Annotated in this window: 17 protein-coding genes and 1 riboswitch; of the genes, 15 read left to right on the forward strand and 2 right to left on the reverse strand. The window is 69.4% G+C overall.

Annotated elements, in window-relative coordinates; genetic code table 11:
* Positions 1 to 75: 75 nt before the first annotated feature.
* The 8 genes from shc to ACZ79I_RS36060 all read left to right on the forward strand — a co-directional run bounded on the left by shc (position 76) and on the right by ACZ79I_RS36060 (position 9,217).
* Positions 76 to 2,076 carry a squalene--hopene cyclase gene (gene shc / locus ACZ79I_RS36025; RefSeq protein ID WP_471503379.1) on the forward strand — a complete coding sequence of 667 codons (2,001 nt, stop codon included), beginning with the start codon at positions 76 to 78 and terminating at the stop codon, positions 2,074 to 2,076.
* Positions 2,076 to 2,717, forward strand: a complete 642-nt coding sequence (locus ACZ79I_RS36030) for a phosphorylase family protein (protein ID WP_471503381.1) — start codon at positions 2,076 to 2,078, stop codon at positions 2,715 to 2,717. The genes shc and ACZ79I_RS36030 overlap by 1 nt, the downstream gene beginning before the upstream one ends.
* 5 nt (positions 2,718 to 2,722) lie before the next feature.
* Positions 2,723 to 3,745 carry an adenosyl-hopene transferase HpnH gene (hpnH, locus tag ACZ79I_RS36035; RefSeq protein WP_471503383.1) on the forward strand — a complete coding sequence of 341 codons (1,023 nt, stop codon included), beginning with the start codon at positions 2,723 to 2,725 and terminating at the stop codon, positions 3,743 to 3,745.
* A 4-nt stretch (positions 3,746 to 3,749) separates the two neighbouring features.
* Positions 3,750 to 4,907: a flavodoxin-dependent (E)-4-hydroxy-3-methylbut-2-enyl-diphosphate synthase gene (ispG, locus tag ACZ79I_RS36040; RefSeq protein WP_471503385.1), complete on the forward strand. Its 1,158-nt coding sequence runs from the start codon at positions 3,750 to 3,752 to the stop codon at positions 4,905 to 4,907.
* A 27-nt stretch (positions 4,908 to 4,934) separates the two neighbouring features.
* Complete coding sequence (gene dxs / locus ACZ79I_RS36045) at positions 4,935 to 6,983, forward strand: 1-deoxy-D-xylulose-5-phosphate synthase (RefSeq protein WP_471503387.1); 2,049 nt, start codon at positions 4,935 to 4,937, stop codon at positions 6,981 to 6,983.
* The gene (locus tag ACZ79I_RS36050; RefSeq protein WP_471503389.1) at positions 6,980 to 8,377 is read left to right on the forward strand and encodes an aspartate aminotransferase family protein; all 1,398 of its coding nucleotides are present in this window, start codon (positions 6,980 to 6,982) and stop codon (positions 8,375 to 8,377) included. Before dxs ends, ACZ79I_RS36050 begins: the two co-directional genes overlap by 4 nt.
* Before the next feature lie 73 nt (positions 8,378 to 8,450).
* Positions 8,451 to 9,071, forward strand: a complete 621-nt coding sequence (locus ACZ79I_RS36055) for a helix-turn-helix domain-containing protein (RefSeq protein ID WP_471503391.1) — start codon at positions 8,451 to 8,453, stop codon at positions 9,069 to 9,071.
* A 35-nt stretch (positions 9,072 to 9,106) separates the two neighbouring features.
* Positions 9,107 to 9,217 (forward strand): DUF6126 family protein, encoded by a 111-nt coding sequence (locus tag ACZ79I_RS36060; protein WP_471505431.1) that lies wholly within the window; start codon positions 9,107 to 9,109, stop codon positions 9,215 to 9,217.
* 34 nt (positions 9,218 to 9,251) lie between these two features.
* Here ACZ79I_RS36060 and ACZ79I_RS36065 read toward each other — a convergent pair whose 3' ends face one another.
* The gene (locus ACZ79I_RS36065) at positions 9,252 to 10,049 is read right to left on the reverse strand and encodes a tyrosine-protein phosphatase (protein ID WP_471503393.1); all 798 of its coding nucleotides are present in this window, start codon (positions 10,047 to 10,049) and stop codon (positions 9,252 to 9,254) included.
* Between the two features lie 189 nt (positions 10,050 to 10,238).
* Between ACZ79I_RS36065 and ACZ79I_RS36070 the strand changes: the two genes are divergently transcribed.
* From ACZ79I_RS36070 to ACZ79I_RS36100, 7 genes are all read left to right on the forward strand, one after another.
* Entirely contained in the window at positions 10,239 to 12,311 is a 2,073-nt protein-coding gene (locus ACZ79I_RS36070) for an alpha-galactosidase (protein WP_471503395.1), read from the forward strand.
* A gap of 303 nt (positions 12,312 to 12,614) precedes the next feature.
* Positions 12,615 to 12,772: riboswitch (cyclic di-AMP (ydaO/yuaA leader) on the forward strand.
* Positions 12,773 to 12,776: 4 nt separating this feature from the next.
* Positions 12,777 to 13,625, forward strand: coding sequence for a M23 family metallopeptidase (locus ACZ79I_RS36075; RefSeq protein ID WP_471503397.1), 849 nt, complete (start codon positions 12,777 to 12,779; stop codon positions 13,623 to 13,625).
* Between the two features lie 278 nt (positions 13,626 to 13,903).
* Positions 13,904 to 14,689, forward strand: coding sequence for an SGNH/GDSL hydrolase family protein (locus tag ACZ79I_RS36080; RefSeq protein WP_471505433.1), 786 nt, complete (start codon positions 13,904 to 13,906; stop codon positions 14,687 to 14,689).
* 164 nt (positions 14,690 to 14,853) lie between these two features.
* Positions 14,854 to 16,038 (forward strand): MBL fold metallo-hydrolase, encoded by a 1,185-nt coding sequence (locus tag ACZ79I_RS36085; RefSeq protein WP_471503399.1) that lies wholly within the window; start codon positions 14,854 to 14,856, stop codon positions 16,036 to 16,038.
* A gap of 335 nt (positions 16,039 to 16,373) precedes the next feature.
* The gene (locus tag ACZ79I_RS36090) at positions 16,374 to 17,315 is read left to right on the forward strand and encodes a hypothetical protein (protein ID WP_471503401.1); all 942 of its coding nucleotides are present in this window, start codon (positions 16,374 to 16,376) and stop codon (positions 17,313 to 17,315) included.
* Positions 17,312 to 18,265, forward strand: coding sequence for an aldo/keto reductase (locus ACZ79I_RS36095; protein WP_471503403.1), 954 nt, complete (start codon positions 17,312 to 17,314; stop codon positions 18,263 to 18,265). Before ACZ79I_RS36090 ends, ACZ79I_RS36095 begins: the two co-directional genes overlap by 4 nt.
* Before the next feature lie 110 nt (positions 18,266 to 18,375).
* On the forward strand, positions 18,376 to 21,843 hold the full coding sequence (locus ACZ79I_RS36100) for an NB-ARC domain-containing protein (RefSeq protein ID WP_471503405.1): 3,468 nt from the start codon (positions 18,376 to 18,378) through the stop codon (positions 21,841 to 21,843).
* Here ACZ79I_RS36100 and ACZ79I_RS36105 read toward each other — a convergent pair.
* A complete protein-coding gene (locus tag ACZ79I_RS36105) occupies positions 21,809 to 22,540 on the reverse strand; it encodes a sugar phosphate nucleotidyltransferase (protein WP_471503407.1) in 732 nt (243 codons plus the stop codon). The two genes, ACZ79I_RS36100 and ACZ79I_RS36105, sit on opposite strands and share 35 nt — an antisense overlap.
* Between the last annotated feature and the right edge of the window lie 32 nt (positions 22,541 to 22,572).

Consider the following 22,572-nt stretch of genomic DNA (forward strand, 5'->3'; position numbering starts at 1 on the left):
CCTCGCGGACGCGCGCTGGCCGACGGCGGACCCACAGCAGACGCACCGCTTGCACGACTGCACGAAGGGGAAGCCATGACAGCGACGACCGACGGAAGCACCGGGGCCCTGCCGCCCCGCGCCGCCTCGGCCAGCGAAACCAACGAAGCACTCCCGGAAGTGGCCGGGACCGTCGGAACCCGAGACGCCGCCGTGCGCGCGATGCGGCGTGCGACGGACTTCCTGCTCGCCCGCCAGGACGCCCAGGGCTGGTGGAAGGGCGACCTGGACACGAACGTCACGATGGACGCCGAGGACCTGCTCCTCCGTCAGTTCCTGGGGATCCGCGACGAGAAGACCACCCACGCGGCAGCCCTGTTCATCCGCGGTGAGCAGCGCGAGGACGGCACCTGGGCCACCTTCTACGGCGGGCCCGGCGAACTGTCCACCACCATCGAGGCGTACGTCGCCCTGCGCCTGGCCGGAGACGCGCCGGACGAACCCCACATGGCGAAGGCGTCCGCGTGGATCCGCGAGCAGGGCGGCATCGCCGCCTCCCGGGTCTTCACCCGCATCTGGCTCGCCCTGTTCGGCTGGTGGAAGTGGGAGGACCTGCCCGAACTGCCGCCGGAACTCATCTACTTCCCGAAGTGGATGCCGCTGAACATCTACGACTTCGGATGCTGGGCGCGGCAGACCATCGTGCCCCTCACCATCGTGTCCGCCGAGCGTCCGGTGCGGCCGGCGCCCTTCCCGCTCGACGAGCTGCACACCGACGCGAGCAACCCCAGACCGGTCAGGCCGCCGGCGCCGCTGACGAGTTGGGACGGCGTCTTCCAGCGTCTCGACAAGGGGCTGCACCGGTTCCGCAAGGTCGCGCCGCGCCGGCTGCGCAAGGCGGCCATGAACACCGCGGCCCGCTGGATCGTCGAACGGCAGGAGAACGACGGCTGCTGGGGCGGGATCCAGCCTCCCGCGGTGTACTCGATCATCGCCCTGCACCTGCTCGGCTACGACCTCCAGCACCCCGTCATGCGCGAGGGCATGGCGTCGCTCGACCGCTTCGCCGTGTGGCGCGAGGACGGCGCCCGCATGATCGAGGCCTGCCAGTCCCCGGTGTGGGACACCTGTCTGGCCACCATCGCGCTGGCCGACGCGGGCGTGCCCGCGGACCACCCGCAGCTGGTGAAGGCCGCGGACTGGATGCTCGACGAGCAGATCGACCGGTCCGGCGACTGGGCGGTGCGCAGGCCGGGGCTGCCGCCGGGCGGCTGGGCGTTCGAGTTCCACAACGACAACTACCCCGACATCGATGACACCGCCGAGGTGGTCCTCGCGCTGCGCCGTGTCCGGCACCCCGACTCCGAGCGGGTCGAGAGGGCCGTCGGGCGCGGTGTGCGGTGGAACCTCGGCATGCAGTCGAAGAACGGGGCCTGGGGCGCCTTCGACGTCGACAACACCAGCGTGTTCCCCAACCGGCTGCCCTTCTGCGACTTCGGCGAGGTCATCGACCCGCCGTCCGCCGACGTCACCGCGCACGTCGTCGAGATGCTGGCGGTCGAGGGTCTCTCCCATGACCCGCGCACCCGCCGCGGCATCGAGTGGCTGCTGGCGGAGCAGGAGCCCGACGGCTCCTGGTTCGGGCGCTGGGGCGTCAACTACGTCTACGGCACCGGCTCGGTGGTGCCCGCCCTGATCGCCGCCGGCATCCCGGGGGCGCATCCGGCGATCCGCCGCGCGGTCGCCTGGCTGGAGAACGCGCAGAACGACGACGGCGGCTGGGGCGAGGACCTGCGCTCCTACCGGGACGCCACGGAGTGGAGCGGCCGGGGCACCTCGACCGCCTCGCAGACGGGGTGGGCGCTGCTCGCGCTGCTCGCCGCGGGGGAGAGCGAATCCAAGGCCGTGGAGCGCGGCATCGGGTTCCTCGCCCAGACCCAGAACGAGGACGGCTCCTGGGACGAACCGTACTTCACCGGCACCGGCTTCCCCTGGGACTTCTCCATCAACTACCACCTCTACCGGCAGGTCTTCCCGCTCACCGCGCTCGGCCGCTACGTCCACGGCGAGCCGTTCGCCGAGGCCAAGGGGAGCTGATGAGCCGGCAGCCCGATCCGGCCCCGCTGCTGATCGCCTGCGCGCTCGGCATCGAGCACTTCGCCCTGCGCAGCGGCGACCGGAGCGGCGCCGACGGGCCCGTCACCCTGCTCCGTACGGGCATGGGACCCCGGGCCGCCGAGCGTTCGGTCACCCGGGCGCTCGCCGACCCGGGCCACGCCCGGGCGGCCGTCCTCGCCACGGGTTTCTGCGCGGGACTCGCCCCCGGAATGCACCCCGGCGACCTGGTCGTCGCCGAGGAGGCCCGGGACCCGCGCGGCACCACCCCCTGCGTGGGCACCGACCTGCTCGTCAAGGAGCTGACGCGCACCGTCCCGGGGCGCACCGTGCACACCGGACCGCTCACCGGCTCTGACCACATCGTCCGTGGTCACAGGCGGGCGCACCTGCTGGCGACCGGCGCCATCGCGGCCGACATGGAGTCGGCCGCGACGCTGCACACCGCCGTGCGCACGGCCGAACGCCCGGTTGCGGCCGTCCGGGTGGTCGTGGACGCTCCAGAACATGAACTCGTCCGGATCGGCACCTTGCGCGGTGGAATATCAGCTTTCCGTGTTCTCCGTGCCGTCCTTCCCGCTTTCTTCGAATGGCACCGATCCCTGCTGCTCCCCAGGAGGTGAGCCAGATGGCCATGCCGCTGCGCCAGTCCATCAAGGTGGCGACCTATCTCTTCGAACAGAAGCTGCGCAGGCGGGACAAGTTTCCGCTCATCGTCGAGTTGGAACCCCTCTTCGCCTGCAATCTGAAGTGCGAGGGCTGTGGCAAGATCCAGCATCCGGCCGGGGTCCTGAAGCAGCGCATGCCCGTGGCCCAGGCGGTGGGGGCGGTCCTGGAGTCCGGTGCGCCCATGGTGTCGATCGCCGGCGGCGAACCGCTGATGCATCCGCAGATCGACGAGATCGTGCGGCAGCTGGTCGCCCGCAGGAAGTATGTGTTCCTGTGCACCAACGCCCTGTTGCTGCGCAAGAAGATGGACCTGTTCGAGCCGTCACCGTACTTCGCGTTCGCCGTGCACATCGACGGCCTGCGGGAGCGGCACGACGAGTCGGTGGCGAAGGAGGGCGTGTTCGACGAGGCGGTGGAGGCCATCAAGGAGGCCAAGCGCCGCGGCTTCCGGGTCACCACCAACTCGACCTTCTTCAACACCGACACCCCGCAGACCGTCATCGAGGTGCTCACCTTCCTCAACGACGAGCTGAAGGTCGACGAGATGATGATCTCGCCCGCGTACGCCTACGAGAAGGCACCCGACCAGGAGCACTTCCTGGGCGTGGAACAGACCCGCGAACTGTTCAGGAAGGCGTTCTCCGGCGGCAACCGGCGCCGCTGGCGGCTCAATCACTCGCCACTGTTCCTCGACTTCCTCGAAGGCAAGGTCGACTTCCCCTGCACGGCCTGGGCGATCCCCAACTACTCGCTCTTCGGCTGGCAGCGCCCCTGCTACCTGATGAGCGACGGATACGTGCCGACGTACCGGGAGCTGATCGAGAAGACCGACTGGGACAAGTACGGCCGCGGCAAGGACCCGCGCTGCGCCAACTGCATGGCGCACTGCGGCTACGAGCCCACCGCCGTCCTCGCCACCATGGGCTCCCTGAAGGAGTCCCTGCGGGCCATGCGGGAGACCGTCTCCGGGAACAACGGGTGACGCCATGACCGCCGTCTCCCTGGGCGTCCCCGAGGTACCGGTCCGGCCGATCGCGTCGCGTCGCGTCTCGCGGCGGATCCATGTCGGACCGGTGGCGGTCGGGGGCGGGGCCCCCGTGTCGGTGCAGTCGATGACGACGACCCGTACGTCGGACGTCGGCGCCACGTTGCAGCAGATCGCCGAACTCACCGCGTCCGGCTGCCAGATCGTCCGTGTCGCCTGCCCGACGCAGGACGACGCGGACGCCCTGCCCACCATCGCGCGCAAGTCGCAGATCCCGGTGATCGCGGACATCCACTTCCAGCCGAAGTACGTGTTCGCGGCGATCGAGGCCGGGTGCGCGGCCGTCCGCGTCAACCCGGGCAACATCAAGCAGTTCGACGACAAGGTCAAGGAGATCGCCAGGGCGGCCAAGGACCACGGCACCCCGATCCGGATCGGGGTCAACGCGGGCTCGCTCGACAGGCGGCTGCTGCAGAAGTACGGCAGGGCCACCCCGGAGGCGCTGGTCGAGTCCGCCCTCTGGGAGGCGTCCCTGTTCGAGGAGCACGGCTTCCGGGACATCAAGATCTCGGTCAAGCACAACGACCCCGTCGTGATGGTCAACGCCTACCGCCTGCTGGCCGAGCGGTGCGACTACCCGCTGCACCTGGGCGTGACGGAGGCCGGTCCCGCCTTCCAGGGCACGATCAAGTCGGCCGTCGCCTTCGGCGCGCTGCTCTCCGAGGGCATCGGCGACACCATCCGCGTGTCGCTGTCGGCGCCGCCCGCCGAGGAGGTGAAGGTCGGCATCCAGATCCTTGAGTCCCTGGGGCTTCGGCAGCGGCGTCTGGAGATCGTCTCCTGCCCGTCGTGCGGGCGTGCCCAGGTCGACGTCTACCGGCTGGCCGACGAGGTGACGGCCGGCCTCCAGGGCATGGAGGTGCCGCTGCGGGTCGCCGTCATGGGCTGCGTGGTCAACGGTCCAGGCGAGGCGAGGGAGGCGGACCTGGGAGTGGCCTCCGGCAACGGCAAGGGCCAGATCTTCGTCAAGGGCGAGGTCATCAAGACCGTGCCGGAGTCGAAGATCGTGGAGACCCTGATCGAGGAGGCCATGAAGATCGCCGAGCAGATGGAGCAGGACGGCGCCGGCGCCGGAGAGCCGGCCGTCACCGTGAGCTGAACAGCACGGACCGAGAGGGGGCCGAGCGTGACGATCCTGGAGAACATCCGGCAACCACGAGACCTGAAGGCGCTGTCCGAGGGGCAGCTGAGTCAACTGGCGGGCGAGATCAGGGAGTTCCTGGTCCATGCGGTCGCCAGGACCGGTGGTCATCTGGGGCCCAACCTGGGCGTGGTGGAACTGTCCATCGCGCTTCACCGGGCCTTCGAGTCGCCGGTCGACCGCATCCTGTGGGACACCGGCCACCAGAGCTATGTGCACAAGCTGCTGACGGGGCGCCAGGACTTCTCCAAGCTGCGCGGGAAGGGAGGGCTGTCCGGCTATCCCTCGCGCGAGGAGTCCGAGCACGACATCATCGAGAACAGCCACGCGTCCACCGCGCTCGGCTGGGCCGACGGACTCGCCAAGGCCCGCCATGTGCAGGGGGAGAAGGGCCATGTCGTCGCGGTCATCGGCGACGGCGCGCTGACCGGCGGCATGGCGTGGGAGGCCCTCAACAACATCGCCGCCGCCAAGGACCGCCCGCTGATCATCGTCGTCAACGACAACGAGCGCTCGTACGCGCCGACCATCGGCGGCCTCGCCAACCACCTCGCCGCCCTGCGCACCACCGACGGCTACGAGAAGATGCTCGCCTGGGGCAAGGACGTGCTGCAGCGCACGCCCGTCGTCGGCAACACCCTCTACGAGGCCCTGCACGGCGCGAAGAAGGGCTTCAAGGACGCGTTCGCGCCGCAGGGACTGTTCGAGGACCTGGGCCTGAAGTACGTCGGCCCGATCGACGGACACGACATCCGGGCCGTCGAGTCGGCGCTGCGCCGCGCCAAGCGGTTCCACGGCCCGGTGCTGATCCACTGCCTCACCGAGAAGGGCCGCGGCTACGAGCCCGCGCTCGCCCACGAGGAGGACCACTTCCACACGGTCGGCGTGATGGACCCGCTGACCTGTGAGCCCCTCGCCCCGTCCAGCGGCCCGTCGTGGACCTCGGTGTTCGGCGACGAGATCCTGCGGATCGGCGAGGAGCGCGAGGACGTCGTGGCGATCACGGCTGCCATGCTGCACCCGGTGGGTCTGACCAGGTTCGCCGAGCGGTTCCCCGAGCGGGTGTGGGACGTCGGGATAGCGGAGCAGCACGCGGCGGTGTCCGCCGCCGGACTCGCGACCGGCGGACTGCATCCCGTCGTCGCCGTCTACGCGACCTTCCTCAACCGTGCCTTCGACCAGCTCCTGATGGACGTCGCCCTGCACCGCTGCGGGGTCACGTTCGTCCTGGACCGGGCCGGGGTCACGGGCGTGGACGGACCGTCGCACAACGGCATGTGGGACATGTCGGTCCTGCAGGTCGTACCCGGCCTCAGGATCGCGGCGCCGCGCGATGCCGGCCAGTTGCGGGCGCAGCTGCGGGAGGCGGTCGCGGTCGACGACGCACCGACCCTGATCCGCTTCCCGAAGGAGTCGGTGGGGCCCGCGATCCCGGCGGTGGACCGGGTGGGCGGCCTGGACGTCCTGCACCGCGCCGACCGGTCCCAGGTGCTCCTGGTCGCCGTCGGTGTCATGGCACCCGTCTGCCTCCATGCCGCGGAGCTGCTGGAGGCCCGGGGCATCGGCTGCACGGTCGTGGATCCGCGGTGGGTCAAGCCCGTCGACCCCTCGCTGCCGGGCCTGGCCGCCGAGCACCGGATCGTCGCCGTGGTCGAGGACAACAGCCGGTCCGCCGGCGTCGGCTCCGCCGTCGCGCTGGCGCTCGGGGACGCCGACGTCGACGTGCCGGTGCGGCGGTTCGGTATCCCGGAGCAGTTCCTCGCGCACGCCAAGCGCAGCGAGGTGCTCGCCGACATCGGTCTCACGCCCGTCGAGATCGCCGGGCGGATCAGCGCCTGCCTGGTGCCCCGACAGGCAGCGTCCGCCCCGTCACGACGCCCGGCACGCTCCCCGGAGCTCTTCGGGCAGGGGGCACCCCCACTCGCCGCACCGGCCCAAGGCCCGAGCACGTCGACGCCGCTCCTTGACGGGCGAACGCTGCCTGCCGGGGCACCGGCCGCCCAGGATGAGCCGTCCAAGGAGAAACAGGAATGACCACCCAGTCCGGGAACCGGGAGTTCGACCTCGGCGCGCTCCTGGCCGAGCGCGGGGCCGAGCGCTACGAGCTGCATGCGAAGTACCTCAACCACCAGCTCCCGCGCATGCTGCACACCATCGGCTTCGACAAGGTCTACGAGCGGGCCGAGGGCGCCCACTTCTGGGACGCGGACGGCAACGACTACCTGGACATGCTGGCCGGGTTCGGGGTGATGGGCCTGGGCCGTCACCACCCCGTCGTCCGCCGGGCGCTGCACGACGTGCTGGACGCGCAGCTCGCCGACCTCACCCGCTTCGACTGCCAGCCGCTGCCCGGGCTGCTGGCGGAGCGTCTTCTCGGCCACAGCCCGCACCTGGACCGGGTGTTCTTCGGCAACAGCGGGACGGAGGCGGTGGAGACCGCGCTGAAGTTCGCCCGCTACGCCACCGGCAGGCCGCGGATCCTCTACTGCGCCCACGCCTTCCACGGGCTGACCACCGGTTCCCTGTCCGTGAACGGCGAGTCCGGCTTCCGCGACGGCTTCGCCCCACTGCTGCCCGACACGGCGGTTCCGCTCGGCGACCTCGACGCCCTGTCCCGGGAGCTGGCGAAGGGAGACGTGGCGGCGCTCATCGTCGAGCCGATCCAGGGCAAGGGCGTCCATGAGACGCCGCCCGGGTATCTGACGGCCGCCCAGGAACTGCTGCACCGGCACAAGGCGCTGCTGATCGCGGACGAGGTGCAGACCGGCCTCGGCCGGACGGGTGACTTCTACGCCTATCAGCACGAGAGCGGTGTGGAGCCGGACCTGGTGTGCGTGGCGAAGGCGCTCTCCGGCGGCTATGTGCCGGTCGGCGCCACTCTCGGCAAGGAGTGGATCTTCAAGAAGGTCTACTCGTCGATGGACCGGGTGCTGGTGCACTCGGCGAGCTTCGGCTCCAACGCGCAGGCCATGGCGGCGGGGCTCGCGGTCCTCTCGGTCATGGAGAACGACCAGATCGTGGCGAACGTCCGCGCCGTCGGGGAGCAGCTGAAGTCCCGGCTGGCGGCGCTCGTCGACAAGTACGAGCTGCTCAGCGACGTCCGCGGCCGCGGCCTGATGATCGGCATCGAGTTCGGGCGGCCCAGCTCGCTGCGGCTGCGCAGCCGGTGGACCATGCTGCAGGCCGCCCGCAAGGGCCTGTTCGCCCAGATGGTCGTGGTGCCCCTGCTGCAACGGCACCGGATCCTCACCCAGGTCTCCGGCGACCATCTGGAGGTGATCAAGCTGATCCCGCCGCTGGTCATCGGCGAGAAGGACGTCGACCGGTTCGTGGAGGCGTTCACCGCGGTCATGGACGAGGCCCACGGCGGCGGGCTGATGTGGGACTTCGGGAAGACGCTGATCAAACAGGCGGTGGCGAACCGGTAGCGGCGTCGGCGACGATCTTGCCTCACTGGCAAAAAATTTGCCTGTGAGGCAAGGCTCGGGCTGAATGGAAGGCATGAGCCATTCCGAAGAGGGCGGGCCCGGGCCGGCCGAGGACCTGCCCGTCGTCGCACCGCAACTGCGTGCGCTGCGCCGCCGCGCCTCGCTCACCCTGGAGGCCGCGGCCCGCGCCGCGGGGCTCTCACCCGCGCACCTCTCCCGGCTGGAGACCGGGCAGCGTCAGCCCTCGCTGCCGATGCTACTCGCGCTGGCGCGTGTGTACGGTACGACGGTCTCCGAACTGCTGGGCGAGACCGTCGCCGACCGGGACGCGGTCGTGCGCGCCGCCGAGACGGACTCCACCCGGGCGGGCGGCTGGACGTACTGGCAGGCGGGCGCGCCGGGCCGCGGGATGCAGGCCCTCCGTGTCCACGTCCCCTTCGGCCCCCAGGCCGACATCGTGCGCGTCCACCCCGGCGAGGAATGGCTGTACGTCCTCGCGGGGCGGCTGCGGCTGCGCCTCGGCGACAGCACACACATGCTCGGGCCGGGCGACAGCGCGCACTACGACTCGCTGACCCCGCACCGTCTGGCGGCCGCCGACCAGGACGGGGCCGATCTGCTCTACGTCCACACCCTGCTGCAAAGCCCGAGGACCGCGCTCTGCCTCGGCTTGACCCCTGGAGAGACGCCATGACCGAGCACCCGGAGACCCGCCCCCAGCCGGCTGCGATGGAGGACAAGTTCCCGCGCTCCCTGTGGATCCGTCTGATCATCTACATCGCCGCCGGCCACCTTTTCGCCGCCTTCATCTACTTCCTGTTCGCGGTGGGCGCGAAGTAGGCGGTGTCGTCCACCGGGCGGGAGCGCGGGCGGCTCAGTCCAGCAGCCGCTCGCGCAGCCGCTCCCGCAGCCGGGGCGTGATCCTGAGCCCCTGCTCCAGATAGACCTCCACGCTGCCCCAGGTCTCCTCGACGGTCTCGAACGCCGCCGCCAGATACTCCGCCCGGGCGTCGAACAGCGGGCTGATCAGTTCCATCACCTCGGGCGAGTAGGCGTCGGCCGACGAGCCGTTGCGGTGCACCTTGTAGCGGCGGTGCTTGGCGTTCGACTCCAGGTAGTCCGCGACGATCGCCTCGCGCTCGACCCCCACCGCCAGGAGGGTCACCGCGATCGACAGACCCGCGCGGTCCTTGCCCGCCGCGCAGTGCATCAGGGCGGGCACGCTGTCCTGCGCCAGAGCGTGCAGCACGTGGGAGTGCTCGGCCGTGCGCTCCTTGATGATCCTGCGGTACGAGACGATCATGCGGTTGGCGGCCTTGCCGTCCGCGAGGAGTTCGCGCAACTGATCGAGGTCGCCGTCGCGGATCATCTTCCAGAACTCGGCGCCGTCCGCCGGATCGGACAGCGGGAGGTTGACGTTCCGCACGCCCGGCAGGTCGACGTCCGGTCCCTCCAGCTTCTTGTCCGCCGCGTTGCGGAAGTCGAAGACCGTGTGCAGGCCGAGGGAGGCGAGGAACGCGGCGTCCTTCTCCGTCGCGTGCGCGAGGTGGCCGCTGCGGAAGAGCACCCCCTGCCGTACCCGCCGTCCGTCCAGGGTCGGCAGACCGCCCACGTCACGGAAGTTGCGCACTCCGGCCAGTTCCGGCTCGGTCGACGGCACCTGCTGCGTCACGGGGGCTCCTCCCATCCGTCCGCCGGCGCTGCTCGTCGACGGGCCCTTCGACGATACGACATCGGTTCATCGGGCAATCATCGATGACCGGCGCCGCGGTGAACCTGGGCCGAAGCGTTGCCGACGGGCCACCCCACCCCCGATGATGTTGAGACCTGATCGCACCTGTTCGGATATGTGGGGGCTTGAATGTTGGAGATCGGCGCGGACGGCCGTACCTGGCTGCTGTCGGGGCCCACGAGCAGTTACGGCCTCCGGCTCACGGGAGGCGGCGAACTGCTGCACCTGCACTGGGGCCCGCGGATCGCCCTCGCTGACGCCGAGGCCCTGGCCGCACTGCCCGCACCGCCGTACCGGCCCTTCGAGTCCCCGCTCGACGGCCGCGAGGAGTACCCGGTCGAGGGTGGTCCCCGCTTCGCCCGTCCCGCCCTGTCCGTCCGCACCGGGGAGCGCCGGGGCACCGAGTGGGTCTTCGAGGCGTACGAGGCCGACGGCGAGGAACTGCGCCTGCGGTTCACCGACGACGGGCTCGCGATCACCCTCCATTACCGGATGCGCGGGGATGTGGTCGAACGCTGGGCGACCCTCGCCAACACGGGTCCCGGCCCCGTCGAACTCCTGCGGGCCGACTCCGCGACCTGGACCCTGCCCGAGCGCGAGGGCTGGCGGCTGTCGCAGTTGCACGGACGCTGGGCGGCCGAGTCCCGGCTCGTACGCTCCCCCCTCACCTACGGTGAGAAGGTCATCGGCAGCCGGCGCGGCCACACCGGGCACCAGCACCTGCCCTGGGTCGCGCTCGACGCCGACGCGACCGAGGAGCACGGCGAGGTCTACGGCTGTGCGCTCGCCTGGTCCGGCACCTGGCGGATCGCGGTGGCCCAACTCCCCGACGCACGCGTGCAGATCACCGGTGGTGCCGGGTACGACGACTCCGGACTGCTGCGGCTGGCCGCGGGGGAGACGTTCGTCGCTCCGGTCTTCGCGGGACTGTGGAGCGACGGCGGTCACGGCGGCGCGAGCCGCGCCTGGCACGCGTACCAGCGGGCGCACGTCATCCCGGACGCGGACCGTGACCGGCCGGTGCTCTACAACTCCTGGGAGGCCACCGGGTTCGACGTCTCCGAGGAGCAGCAGGGGGCGCTCGCGCGACGGGCGGCGGAGATCGGTGTCGAGTTGTTCGTGGTCGACGACGGCTGGTTCGGCGCCCGCACCAGCGACCGTGCGGGACTCGGCGACTGGAGCCCCAACCCCGACCGCTTTCCGTCGGGCCTCAAGCCCCTCGCCGACCAGGTGCACGCCCTCGGGATGCAGTTCGGCATCTGGGTGGAGCCCGAGATGGTCAACCCGGACAGCGACCTCTACCGCGCGCACCCCGACTGGGTACAGCACCAAAAGGGGCGAAAGCGGACCGAATTCCGCAATCAGCTCGTACTGGACCTCGCCCGCGACGACGTCCGCGAGTATCTGTGGCGGCAGCTCGACGGGCTGCTCTCCAGTGCCCCGATCGACTATGTGAAGTGGGACTTCAACCGCTGCTTCACCGATGCCGGCCGGCCCGGCGAACCCTATCCGCAGCGCCTGTGGGTCGACCATGTGCGCGCCCTGTACGCACTGGTGGACCGTTTGCGCGCGGCGCACCCCACGGTCGCCTTCGAGTCCTGCTCGGGCGGCGGCGGACGCGTGGACCTCGGGGTCATGAGCCGTACGGACCAGGTGTGGACCTCCGACAACACCGACCCGCTCGACCGGCTCGCCATCCAGCACGGCTTCAGCCAGATCCATCCGGCCCGGGTCATGGCCGCCTGGGTCACCGACAGCCCGAACACACAGCTCAACGGGCGTGTAAGCGCGCTGCGCTTCCGGTTCGTGAGTGCCATGGCCGGGGTGCTCGGTGTCGGCGGCGACCTCATGAAGTGGAGTGAGGCGGAGCTGGCCGAGGCCCGGGACTGGGTCGGTCTCTACAAGGAGATCCGCCCCGTGGTCCAGCGCGGCGAGCTGTACCGGCTGCGCCCCCCGGCGGGCGGGCTGAGTGCGGTCCAGTACGTGCTCGACGAGCGGGCGGTCGTTCTCGCCTGGCTCCAGGCGCAGCACTACGGTGAGCCGGTCGCTCCGCTGCGGTTGCGCGGACTCGACCCGGCAGCCAGGTATGAATGCCGCGAAACGGGCGAAGTGCATCGGGGTGCGGTGCTGCTGCACCACGGACTGCGGACCGCCCTGCAGGGCGACTTCGATGCGACGGTTATCCGGCTGCGTCGTATCTGAGAGTGTTGTCCGAATTGATGCCTTCATTCCAACTCCGCCTGGAATAAGGCCAGTAAAATCGCGACACGTGAGCAGCGTCATATTTGTGACGGTCCGTTGTCGCCATGTTCACGTAATTGTGGCTTCTTTTCTGGGCGATTGAGAATGTCTTCGCATCTCGTATCGACACAGGGTCACCGGTAATTTCCGCAAGGATCAAGAGAAATGGGCGCATGGGGGAAACCGAATGTTGTCCCCATGCGTCCGGGTCGCTTACGTTCCCCTCGATCCGGGTGGAACGCCGAATCCTGCCGCCGCCCGGTGCCCGCACTCTCACCCTTGCCCGGCAGGAGCGGGGGACCCACAGGCAAGACGCCCTGTTCCGGTCTCCGGAACGGCTAGGGGTAAAGCCGCGCACCGTCGCGGCCGGACATCTCCAGTCCGCACCCGACAGCTCACCTCGCAGGCGCCGGAGAGGAATTCGACATGCCTGCAAAAGGTAAGCACCGCCGTCCCAAGCCCCGTCGCCTCATGCGCTCCATGGCCGTCGTAGGAACCGGCGGCGCCGCGCTCGCACTGCCGCTGCTGGGCGCGACCGACGCGCATGCCGCCGCCCCCGCGGTATCCGTCTCCGCGGCTCCGGTCGCCGTCGAGAAGGCCGCCGTGAAGGTCGCCGCCGTCAGCACCTACACGGTGAAGCCCGGCGACTGCCTGTCGCGGATCGCCGCGGACCAGCACGTCACCGGTGGCTGGAAGAAGCTCTACCAGGACAACCGCGCGGTCATCGGCTCCGACCCGTCGCTGATCCACCCCGGCCAGAAGCTGACGCTCGGCGGCACCGCCGCCGCGGCCGCTCCCTCCGCCGCGACGTCCCAGACCTCCGCGGCCACGAAGACGACGGCACCCAAGGCCGCGACCGCCGCCACCGGCTACAGCCTGCCGGTCCAGGGCGTCGCCATCGGCACCAGGTACCGCGTCGCGGGCAGCATGTGGTCGAGCGGCTACCACACCGGCATCGACTTCGCCATCCCGACCGGCACCAGCCTCAAGGCCGTGGGCGCCGGCACCGTCGCCTCCGCGGGCTGGGGCGGCGCGTACGGCAACCAGGTCGTCGTCAGGCTCGCCGACGGCTACTACGCGCAGTACGCCCACCTGTCGAAGCTGTCCGTCTCCGCCGGCCAGACCGTGACCGGCGGTCAGCAGGTGGGCCTCTCCGGCGCCACCGGCAACGTCACCGGACCGCACCTGCACTTCGAGATCCGCACCACCCCGAACTACGGCTCGGACGTGGACCCGGTCGCCTACCTGCGCTCGCACGGCGTGTCCATCGGCTGACCCGCACGGCCCGCCGGACCTCCGAAGGCCGGACCCCCGAAGGCCGGACCCCCTCGTTCCCGGGGTCCGGCCTTCAGCCGTGCACCCGGTGCGCAGGACGGCCCTCCGCCCGGCGTCCCGCCCGACAGCCCTGCCCAGGGAATTGTTCCCGACGCGCCCGCCCACGCCCCGTGGTCCTCCTCACCGCCCGTCAACCCTTTCCTACGGTCGCGTAGCTCACATCGGAAGGTGAATCATGGGCCGACGTGGCAGACGATTCGAAGAATGACAACAGATCAGTGATCGGGTCGTACGTGGCGGTGGGGGACAGCTTCACCGAGGGCGTCGGCGACCCCGGCCCCGACGGGCAGTTCGTCGGCTGGGCCGACCGGTTCGCGGTCCTTCTCGCCGACCGGCGGCCGGAAGGCGACTTCAAATACACGAACCTCGCGGTGCGCGGCAAGCTGCTCGACCAGATCGTCGCTGACCAGGTCCCGAAGGCACTCGAACTCGCCCCGGACCTGGTCTCCTTCTGCGCCGGAGGCAACGACATCATCCGGCCCGGCACCGACCCCGACGACGTCGCCGAGCGCTTCGAGCGCGCCGTCGCCGACCTCACCTCCGCCGTCGGAACCGTCATGGTGACCACCGGCTTCGACACGCGCGGCGTGCCCGTGTTCAAGCATCTGCGCGGCAAGATCGCCACCTACAACGGGCACGTCCGGGCGATCGCGGACCGGTACGGCTGCCCGGTCCTCGACCTGTGGTCGCTCAAGACGGTCCAGGACCGGCGTGCCTGGGACGAGGACCGGCTCCATCTCTCGGCCGAGGGGCACACCCGGGTCGCCCTGCGGGCGGGCCAGGTCCTCGGCATCGAGGTCTCCGCCGACCCCGACCAGCCATGGCCGCCGCTGCCGCCGCGCGGCACGCTCGAGGTGCGGCGCGACGACATCCAGTGGGCGCGTGAGCACCTCGTCCCCTGGATCGGGCGCCGGCTGCGCGGGGAGTCCTCCGGCGACCGCGTCATGGCGAAGGGCACCCTGTCCCCGGACGACATCAAGACGAGGATCGCGCAGGCCGTCTGACCCCGGCGACCGCGACCGGCACGGCCCGGGCCACGCGCCCGGGCCGTGCCGGCGTACCACCGAGGGGAGCGACCCCGGCGGTCGCTCTGCGGCACTTCCGACCCGGTGCTGTCAGAGGCGCCGCCCATAATGGGATGCCCGACTCGACTCCAACTGGAGGCGCCGTGACCGGTTTCCGTTTCCTGAGCTCCGGGCTCCGCTCGCTGCGGCCCGTCGCGTTCGGCGCGGACCCGAGCGGGGAACGCATGGAGCGCATCCGCAGATCGCCGCATTTCGCGAACGGCGCCTTCGTGAACCCGGAGGGCACCCGGATCCGGCCGTCCGGCAACTCCGCGGTGGAGCTGGCGAAGGTCTACTTCCGCAAGGAGGACCGCGTCCGCCGCGCCCCGGCCGGCACGGTTCCCGTGCACCCGACCACGTACGCCGACCTGGCCCGTCCCCCGGCGAGCGGGCTGCGGCTGACATGGATGGGGCACGCCGGCGTGCTCGCCGAGATCGACGGACACCGGGTGCTCTTCGACCCGGTGTGGGGCGACCGCTGTTCCCCCTTCGGCTTCGTCGGCCCCAAGCGGCTGCACCCGGTGCCCCTGCCGTTGGCCGCGCTCGGTCCCGTCGACGTGGTCGTCATCTCCCACGACCACTACGACCACCTCGACCTGCCCACCATCAAGGCCCTGGCGGCCACGGACACCGTGTTCGCGATACCGCTCGGCGTCGGCGCCCACCTGGAGCACTGGGGCGTGTCCGAGGACCGTCTGCGTGAGCTGGACTGGCACGAGTCGACGAAGGTCGGCGGCATCACCCTGACCGCCACGCCCGCCCGCCACTTCTGCGGCCGGGGTCTGCGCAACGGACAGCACACGCTGTGGGCGTCGTGGTCCGTGGCGGGCGAGGAGCACCGCATCTATCACAGCGGTGACACCGGCTACTTCGACGGCTTCAAGGACATCGGCGCCGCACACGGGCCGTTCGACGCCACGATGATCCAGATCGGGGCGTACTCGGACTTCTGGCCGGACATCCACATGACTCCCGAGGAGGGTACGCGCGCCCACCTCGACCTCCAGGGCGGGCAGCCGCACGGCGCGATGCTGCCGATCCACTGGGCCACCTTCAACCTGGCGCCGCACCCCTGGGCCGAGCCCGGCGAATGGACGCTGGCCGCGGCCGGCGCGGTCGGACAGGCAGTCGCCGTCCCTGTCCCGGGGCAGCCCTTCGAGCCCGCCGGCGACCTCCCCACGCACCCCTGGTGGCGGGATGTGTCCCTGCCGCTGAACCGCACATGGCCGGTTCCGCAGATCACCCCGGAGGCGCCTCGCGACGACCTCGACCTCGTGGGGGAGGGCTGACCGAGGACGCGCTGAAGCGGGTGAACGGGTGAATGGCGCGTAGCGCCGGGACAGAGGGGATTGCGCTGGGCCGGCCTGCGCCGCAGCGATCGACCGCACCGTCTCCTGGAAGTCGGAGTCCGGGTCGGCCGTGTTGCCGTACATTGTCTTACGGGCTGGACGGGGTCCCGACTTTTTCACCGAAGAGACCAGGGCGTTGGCGACCAGAGATCCAACCCACGGGGGAGGGGCGGGCCATGCCGATCGATGCGCCGCGGAGATCCATGAGCCTTGCCGACCGTCAAGGGTATCGGTCGCGGTTACGACGAGCGGCCGATCACCTCGAGGAACGTGGAATGGCCAGGCTGACGCTGCCCGATGCGGCGCAGGATGTGTTATCGGCGAATGTGCGCCAAGGGATTCTGGCCCTCCAGGAGCTCGGTGCTTTCAACTCTGACCACCACCGTCCCGGCGACGAACACGGTCTCGCGTCCGGCTTTCATTACTTCCCTACGAACGACCCCGCCGGCCGGCCGACCACAGGGGACGGTGAGGTCCGTGGTCTCCAGTTCTCACGGACGTGGGACCTGCGCGGAAATTCGAACCCCGATTGGCCCGCGTTGACGCGGCCGCAGTCCATGCTGGCAGCGGTGCGCGATCTCTTCCTCGGCTTGGCACGCGATCTCGCCACTGAACTTCTCACGCAGCACGGCACGGCTGAACGGGAGTACATGGCCGCCCGGCTCATCGATGCGGCACATGACGGGACACTGCTGCGTACCATCATGTCCCCCGGTGCCGTGACCGCGGAGGTTCCCCGGGAGAAGAGGACCCGGCACATCTGGCACACGGACGCGACGCTCTTCACGATCCTCTCCTTGCGCGACTATGCGTACGCTGAGCCGGCCGTCTCCCAGTACGACCGTCTGGTCATGGAGACGGCAGAGGGCGGGATCGAGGCGATACAGCCGGCGCCGAAAGACGTGCTCGTATTCGCTGGGCGACATCTTTCCGCGGTGCTGGACACACGGACCGTCAAACCGCTGCGGCACGCGGTGGTGAGCGAAGGTCTGGCACCTCGGATCGTCACGATGCTGAGAATCGGCTTCAATCCGCAGTCCTTATCCTTGCGGTGCTCCAGCGGACGGCCTCTGGTGACGCGGGAAGGAGTGGACGTGTCGAGCGGGCAAGCCTTTTATGGGCACCTCGCGGCGCGTCAGGGCTCACCGTTGCTCTTGAATGAGGGGCCGCTCAGGCGCATTGTTGTTCACCGAGGAATAGTTGAGGGATACACGTGAGCAAGGCAGACGTGGAAGGCATCGACAACCGGTTGACGCGGATCGGTCTCGGGGCCTGGGCGATGGGTGGCCCGTATGAGTTCGGCTGGGGTCCGGTCGACGATGACACATCCGTCGCAACCATTCACGCGGCACAGGAGGCCGGGATCGGCTGGGTCGACACTGCGCCGGCATACGGTCTCGGACACTCCGAGGAGGTTGTGGGAGAGGCCCTCCGGAAGAGTTCGGGAAACGGGCCCTTCGACGTCTTCACGAAATGTGGCCGCGTATGGGATCCGGCCGAACCCGGAAAGGTCCGCACCGACCTGCGACCAGAAAGCATCAAGGCCGAGTGCGTCGCCAGTCTGCGGCGGCTCGGGCTCGACCACATCTCTGGCTATCAGATCCATCGCCCTGATCCGAAGTCAGAGATTCCTCTCGAAGAGTCTTGGATGACCCTTGCCGGCCTCGCCGACGAAGGGAAGGTCCGATGGATCGGGCTCTGCAACGTGTCGCTGAGCCAGTACCGAGCCTGTTCCGCCGTGCGGCCCGTGGACACGCTGCAGGTCGGGCTGAATCTGTTCCGCCCGGCGGACGGGTCCCTGCTCGGTGCCTGCCGGGCGAACGGCACGAAGGTCCTCGCCTTCTCGCCCCTGGCCTCCGGTCTGCTCTCCGGGCATTTCGACAGCGCCAGGCTGGCGGAGGACGACTGGCGGGCAAGGTCGCCCAAGTTCGCCGGTGAGGCGCTCGCGGTGAAGCTCGCCAGGGTGGACGAGATGGCCGCCCTGGCCGAGGAGCAGGGTTGCTCGGTCGCAGAGCTCGCCGTCGCCTGGGTCCTTCACCGGAAATCCGTCGATGCCGCGATCGTCGGCGCTCGTCGGCCGGAGCAGCTCGATGACTGGATCAACGCGCCGGCCAGGGAAGTCGGCTCGGACGTCCTGGATGCCATCGATCGGTTGAGGCTTGACTAGGCATGGCGACCGGGTATGTGCGTAGGTGACGCCGTCGGAACGGACAACGCGCCGAGAGCGTCCCGCGGGTCGGAGCGAGGCAGTGGTCATGTACACGAGGGATCGTCCTTATGAAGCGCTCGTGGTGGCGACGATTCTTCGGAGCAGTGCTCGACGGGTCTCGTGATGACGGTCCGGCGCCGGTCGTCGAGGGCGGAGCCGACGCACAGCTCCCAGGACGCGATGTCCGCGTGTCGGGTCGGGAAGGCATCGGCGCCGGCGGGAACGTGACGGGCAATGCGATCGGCGCGGGCAGCCTCGCCGTGAAGGCCGACAACTTCGTCCTCAACGCCGGCGCCCTCAATCCACCCATCGGCTTCGGCGCCCTTCCGCCCGCACCGCCCACCGGGTCCACGCCCCGTACCGAAGTGTGTGCGAGGATCGTCGACTTGCTGGTGTCGGAGGGCTCCGACCGCGTCGTCGTCTTGGAGGGCGGGGCCGGATCGGGCAAGACAACGCTGGCCGCCCAGGCATGTCAGGACGACCGGCTCAAGCTGCGTGTCTCATCCCGTGTCCTCTGGCTGACCCTCGGTCAATCACGTACTGGGGCCAGCCTCGCGGAGTACATCGGCGATGTCTGCGACGCACTCGGCGGACGCCGACCCGCTACGTCCGATCCCCTGATAGCGGGCGCGGTCCTCGGGGAGTTGCTGGCCGAGACCGGTCAGTCGGTCCTCGTGGTGGACGACGTCTGGGACCGGGACCAAGTCATCCCCTTTCTCCGGGGTGCGGAGGGCTCGCCGCGTCTGTTCACCACGAGGAATCGCGGTGTTGTTCCGACCGGCGAGTCGATAGAGGTCGGCCCCATGCTGGAACACGAGGCGGTTGCCGCGCTCTGGGCCGGGCTGAGTCCGCAGGACTCCGCCGACGCGGCGGCGCTGCTGCGATTCGCCGCCGGATGGCCGCTCGTCATCGGACTGATCAACGCGACCATGCGGATCTTCGTTCAGGCCGGCGGAGGCATCGACGAGGTGACCTCGTGGACCCTTCGGACGCTCAGGGACGGAGGAACCGGCTCCATAGCCCATGAACAGCTGGGCAGTCTGGAGCGCGCCATCGAGACCAGTCTGTCACTGCTGGAGCCGCTGCAGCGCGAACGGTATCTGGAGCTGGGCATCTTCCGCGACGATGCGGTGGTCCCCACCTCGGTCGCCATGCGGCTGTGGACACAGTCCGCCGGCATTTCACCGGCGGAAGCGGGCGCCCTGATCACAAAGGTCGCAGATCTTCGGCTGATCGAACTTTCCTGGCAGGACGGTGAGCCGTGCTTCAACCTTCACGATGTGTTGCGCAACCACCTTCGAGAATGCCTGGGCCCTTCCGGACTGGTGCGGGTCAACCGAGCGCTGGTCGAGGCCTGGCGCAGGGGGCTGCCGAAGGAGCGCGCCACGACGTCGTGGTGGATGCTGGGCACAGACTCCTCCTTCGTGATCGAGCACCTGCCGGTCCACCTGCTCGGCGCCAAGCTCCAGGCTGAGTATGACGCTCTCGTCGTCGAACTCCGTTGGATCGAGCTGCAGGTCCAGGCTCTCGGATCGGCTCTGCCTGCCGTGGCGGCGCTGGAGGCGTCGCGGGCGAAGGTCGCGCAGACCCTGCGCCGGTCGCTCGTGGACAGCCTCCACGTTCTCGTGCCTGAGGATCCGCAGGCACTTACCGCCACACTGATCAGCCGCATATGTGACGAGCCTGAGCTGGAAGAACTCGTCAGAAGAAGGATGCGTGCCGCCACCTTCCCGATGCTGACACCGCATTGGAAACTGCCCGACAAGAACTTTCTCCAACGCAAGGAGCACACCGGGCCGATCGGTGACATCGCGGCGTCTGACGACGGGTCGCACCTGGCCACGGCATCCGACGACGGCCTGGTACTCGTGTGGGACGCTTCCACGCTGCGGCCGCTGCGTGCCTTGAGAGGCCACCGCCGCAGGGCGCGGTCCTGCAGCTTCTCGCCGGATTCGCGGCACCTGGTGTCGACGGGGATGGACGGCACCGTGCGTCTGTGGCGCGTCGAGGACGGTTCACTGGTGCGGGCGATGGGGGACCGCAGGAGCCGTGTGCTGGGCGCCTGCTGGTCCCATGACGGAACCACGGTTGCTTCCGTCGACACCCTGGGCCGTGTGATCATCTGGGACCCCTGGGAGGGTCAGGTACGGCGCAGCTACGCGAGCAGCAGCGGTTTCGAGTGGGGTTGTACGTTCGCCCAGGACGGTTCCTATGTGGTGAGCTGCGGAGAGGACGGCCGCCTCAGGTTCTGGGGGGCCGACGGGCAAGGCATCCTGCAGACGCTCACTCTGCAGCCGAGCCGCATCCGGTGCTGCGTCTTCAATCGCCGGGGAACGCAGATCGCCGCTGCCGGCAACGACGGTTACGTCGCGATCATCGATGTGTCGACCGGTCTGGTTGTTCACCGCTTGGAGGGACATCACGGTCGAGTCAGGTGGTGCGCCTTCTCCGCGTGCGGCCGTTTCCTGGTGTCCGCGGGAGAGGACCGCACCGCACGGCTGTGGGATGTGCGAACCGGCGAGGAACGGCATCTGCTGGCGGGTCACTCCGACTGGGTGGGCGGCTGCACTTTCGACCCGTCGGGCGCCTTCGTCTACACCTGCGGCGGAGACGGCACCGTACGCAGGTGGTCCACGACGACCGGCGAACTGGAACTTGGCCATGCGGGAGAGACCAGCCCTGCGGAGTGCTGCTCGGTAACGGCGGACCAGCAGAACATCCTGGCTGGACACGCCGACGGAACAGTGGCCCTGATGCGTGTGGCCGACGGTGTCACCGTCGCATCGTGGCCGGCGCACGACGGAAGAGTCTTCGGGGTCCAGGACACCGGTGAGGGCTATCTGTCCGTCGGAGGCGACGGCAAGGTGCGCCACTGGTCCGGACTCGGCCGTACAATGCGGAGTTTGGCCGAACCGGGCGGCCGGCTTTGGGCGTGCGCCTGCGGGGGCAGTCGCTATGCATCGGTCAGTGAAAGCGGCACAGCCGCAGTCCACGAGGCTCTCACGGGTGAGCTCAGACAAATAGCGGGCGCGCATGCCGGCTCGGCCCTCGGCTGTCAGCTGTCGCCGAACGGAGATGTGCTCGCCACCGCCGGAGACGATGGTGCGGTACGCCTGTGGGCCGCGGAGTCGCTCGACGCGGTGGGTCGGCTCACCGCCGATGAAGACGTCGCCTTCTGGGCATGTGACTTCTCGCCGGACGGCGAGTATGTCGTCGCAGCCGGTGAGCCGGATGGCTTGATGTGCGTTTGGCGGCTCGCCGATGAGGAGCGACTCTATACCGTTCACGCCGGGCGCGGGCGAGTCAGTGGTTGCGCAATCGCGCCTTTCGGCTCGGTGATCGCCACCTGTGGCGAGGACGGATACCTGGGCTTGTGGAGATTGCGTGACGGGAGCGCGATCACCGGCGTGCGCGTGGCTGCCCCGCTCAGACGGTTGTCGTGGGTCTCGCACGGAGCGGCGTGGCTGCTCACCGCGGCCGGCTCTGCCGGGATCTACGTCTTCAGGCTGAGGGAGGCGGAAACGGACGCCCCATGAGCGCGGATCTCAGTGCCTGATGACCAGCGTGCGAACCGATCTCGTGTGGTGGCTGGTCCAGTTCGACCGCTGCGAGTTGTCCGGCTCGCGCGAGCTTCTGGTGCAGCGCGGCAAATCCGGAACGCACGCCGACCGGTAGATGCTGGAAGTCCTCCCGGTGGAATCCCGACACGCCGTAATCCGAGTGGGTCAGTTGCCGCTTCCGACTGTGATCGCCGCGAACGAACTCCGTGATCCTGCCGCCCTCTACTGACGCTGTGGGTTCGGCCGCCCCGGAAGTGACGCGGTAGACCGTCAGCATTCCCTGCAGACCGCTCGCCTGCCACGCATCGACGGCGGACCGGAGATCCATCTCCGGAAGAGTGTCGCCGTACAGGGTGAGGAAGGGATCCCCGAGGGTCCCGGCCTCGATCGCCAGCCGCACGGCGCCTGCGGTGCCCAGCGCCTGCGATCGCTCGTCCGACACCCGGAAATCCATGACGTCCCGCCAGGGGGAATTTCTCAGATGGGCCACCACGAGATGGGCGAGATGACCAAGGCAGAATACGACCCGCGTGACTCCCTGACGGTGAAGCCAACTCAGTTGGTGATCGAGGAATGCGGCACCGCATATGGGCAGCAGGATCTTGGGTTGATCTTCGGTGAGTGGTCGCATTCGTGTACCGCGACCCCCCGCCAGTATGACACAAGTAAGCACCGTCCCATGCTACCTGACGTCCCATCCATTCC

Source organism: Streptomyces sp. PSU-S4-23 (assembly GCF_055632315.1).

What these genes read in the sequence shown, in the direction of transcription:
- shc (WP_471503379.1), top strand. Translation starts at nt 76, where the DNA reads ATGACAGCGACGACCGACGGAAGCACCGGGGCCCTGCCGCCCCGCGCC.
- ACZ79I_RS36030 (WP_471503381.1), top strand. Translation starts at nt 2,076, where the DNA reads ATGAGCCGGCAGCCCGATCCGGCCCCGCTGCTGATCGCCTGCGCGCTC.
- hpnH (WP_471503383.1), top strand. Translation starts at nt 2,723, where the DNA reads ATGGCCATGCCGCTGCGCCAGTCCATCAAGGTGGCGACCTATCTCTTC.
- ispG (WP_471503385.1), top strand. Translation starts at nt 3,750, where the DNA reads ATGACCGCCGTCTCCCTGGGCGTCCCCGAGGTACCGGTCCGGCCGATC.
- ACZ79I_RS36050 (WP_471503389.1), top strand. Translation starts at nt 6,980, where the DNA reads ATGACCACCCAGTCCGGGAACCGGGAGTTCGACCTCGGCGCGCTCCTG.
- ACZ79I_RS36055 (WP_471503391.1), top strand. Translation starts at nt 8,451, where the DNA reads ATGAGCCATTCCGAAGAGGGCGGGCCCGGGCCGGCCGAGGACCTGCCC.
- ACZ79I_RS36060 (WP_471505431.1), top strand. Translation starts at nt 9,107, where the DNA reads ATGGAGGACAAGTTCCCGCGCTCCCTGTGGATCCGTCTGATCATCTAC.
- ACZ79I_RS36070 (WP_471503395.1), top strand. Translation starts at nt 10,239, where the DNA reads ATGTTGGAGATCGGCGCGGACGGCCGTACCTGGCTGCTGTCGGGGCCC.
- ACZ79I_RS36075 (WP_471503397.1), top strand. Translation starts at nt 12,777, where the DNA reads ATGCCTGCAAAAGGTAAGCACCGCCGTCCCAAGCCCCGTCGCCTCATG.
- ACZ79I_RS36090 (WP_471503401.1), top strand. Translation starts at nt 16,374, where the DNA reads ATGGCCAGGCTGACGCTGCCCGATGCGGCGCAGGATGTGTTATCGGCG.
- ACZ79I_RS36100 (WP_471503405.1), top strand. Translation starts at nt 18,376, where the DNA reads ATGAAGCGCTCGTGGTGGCGACGATTCTTCGGAGCAGTGCTCGACGGG.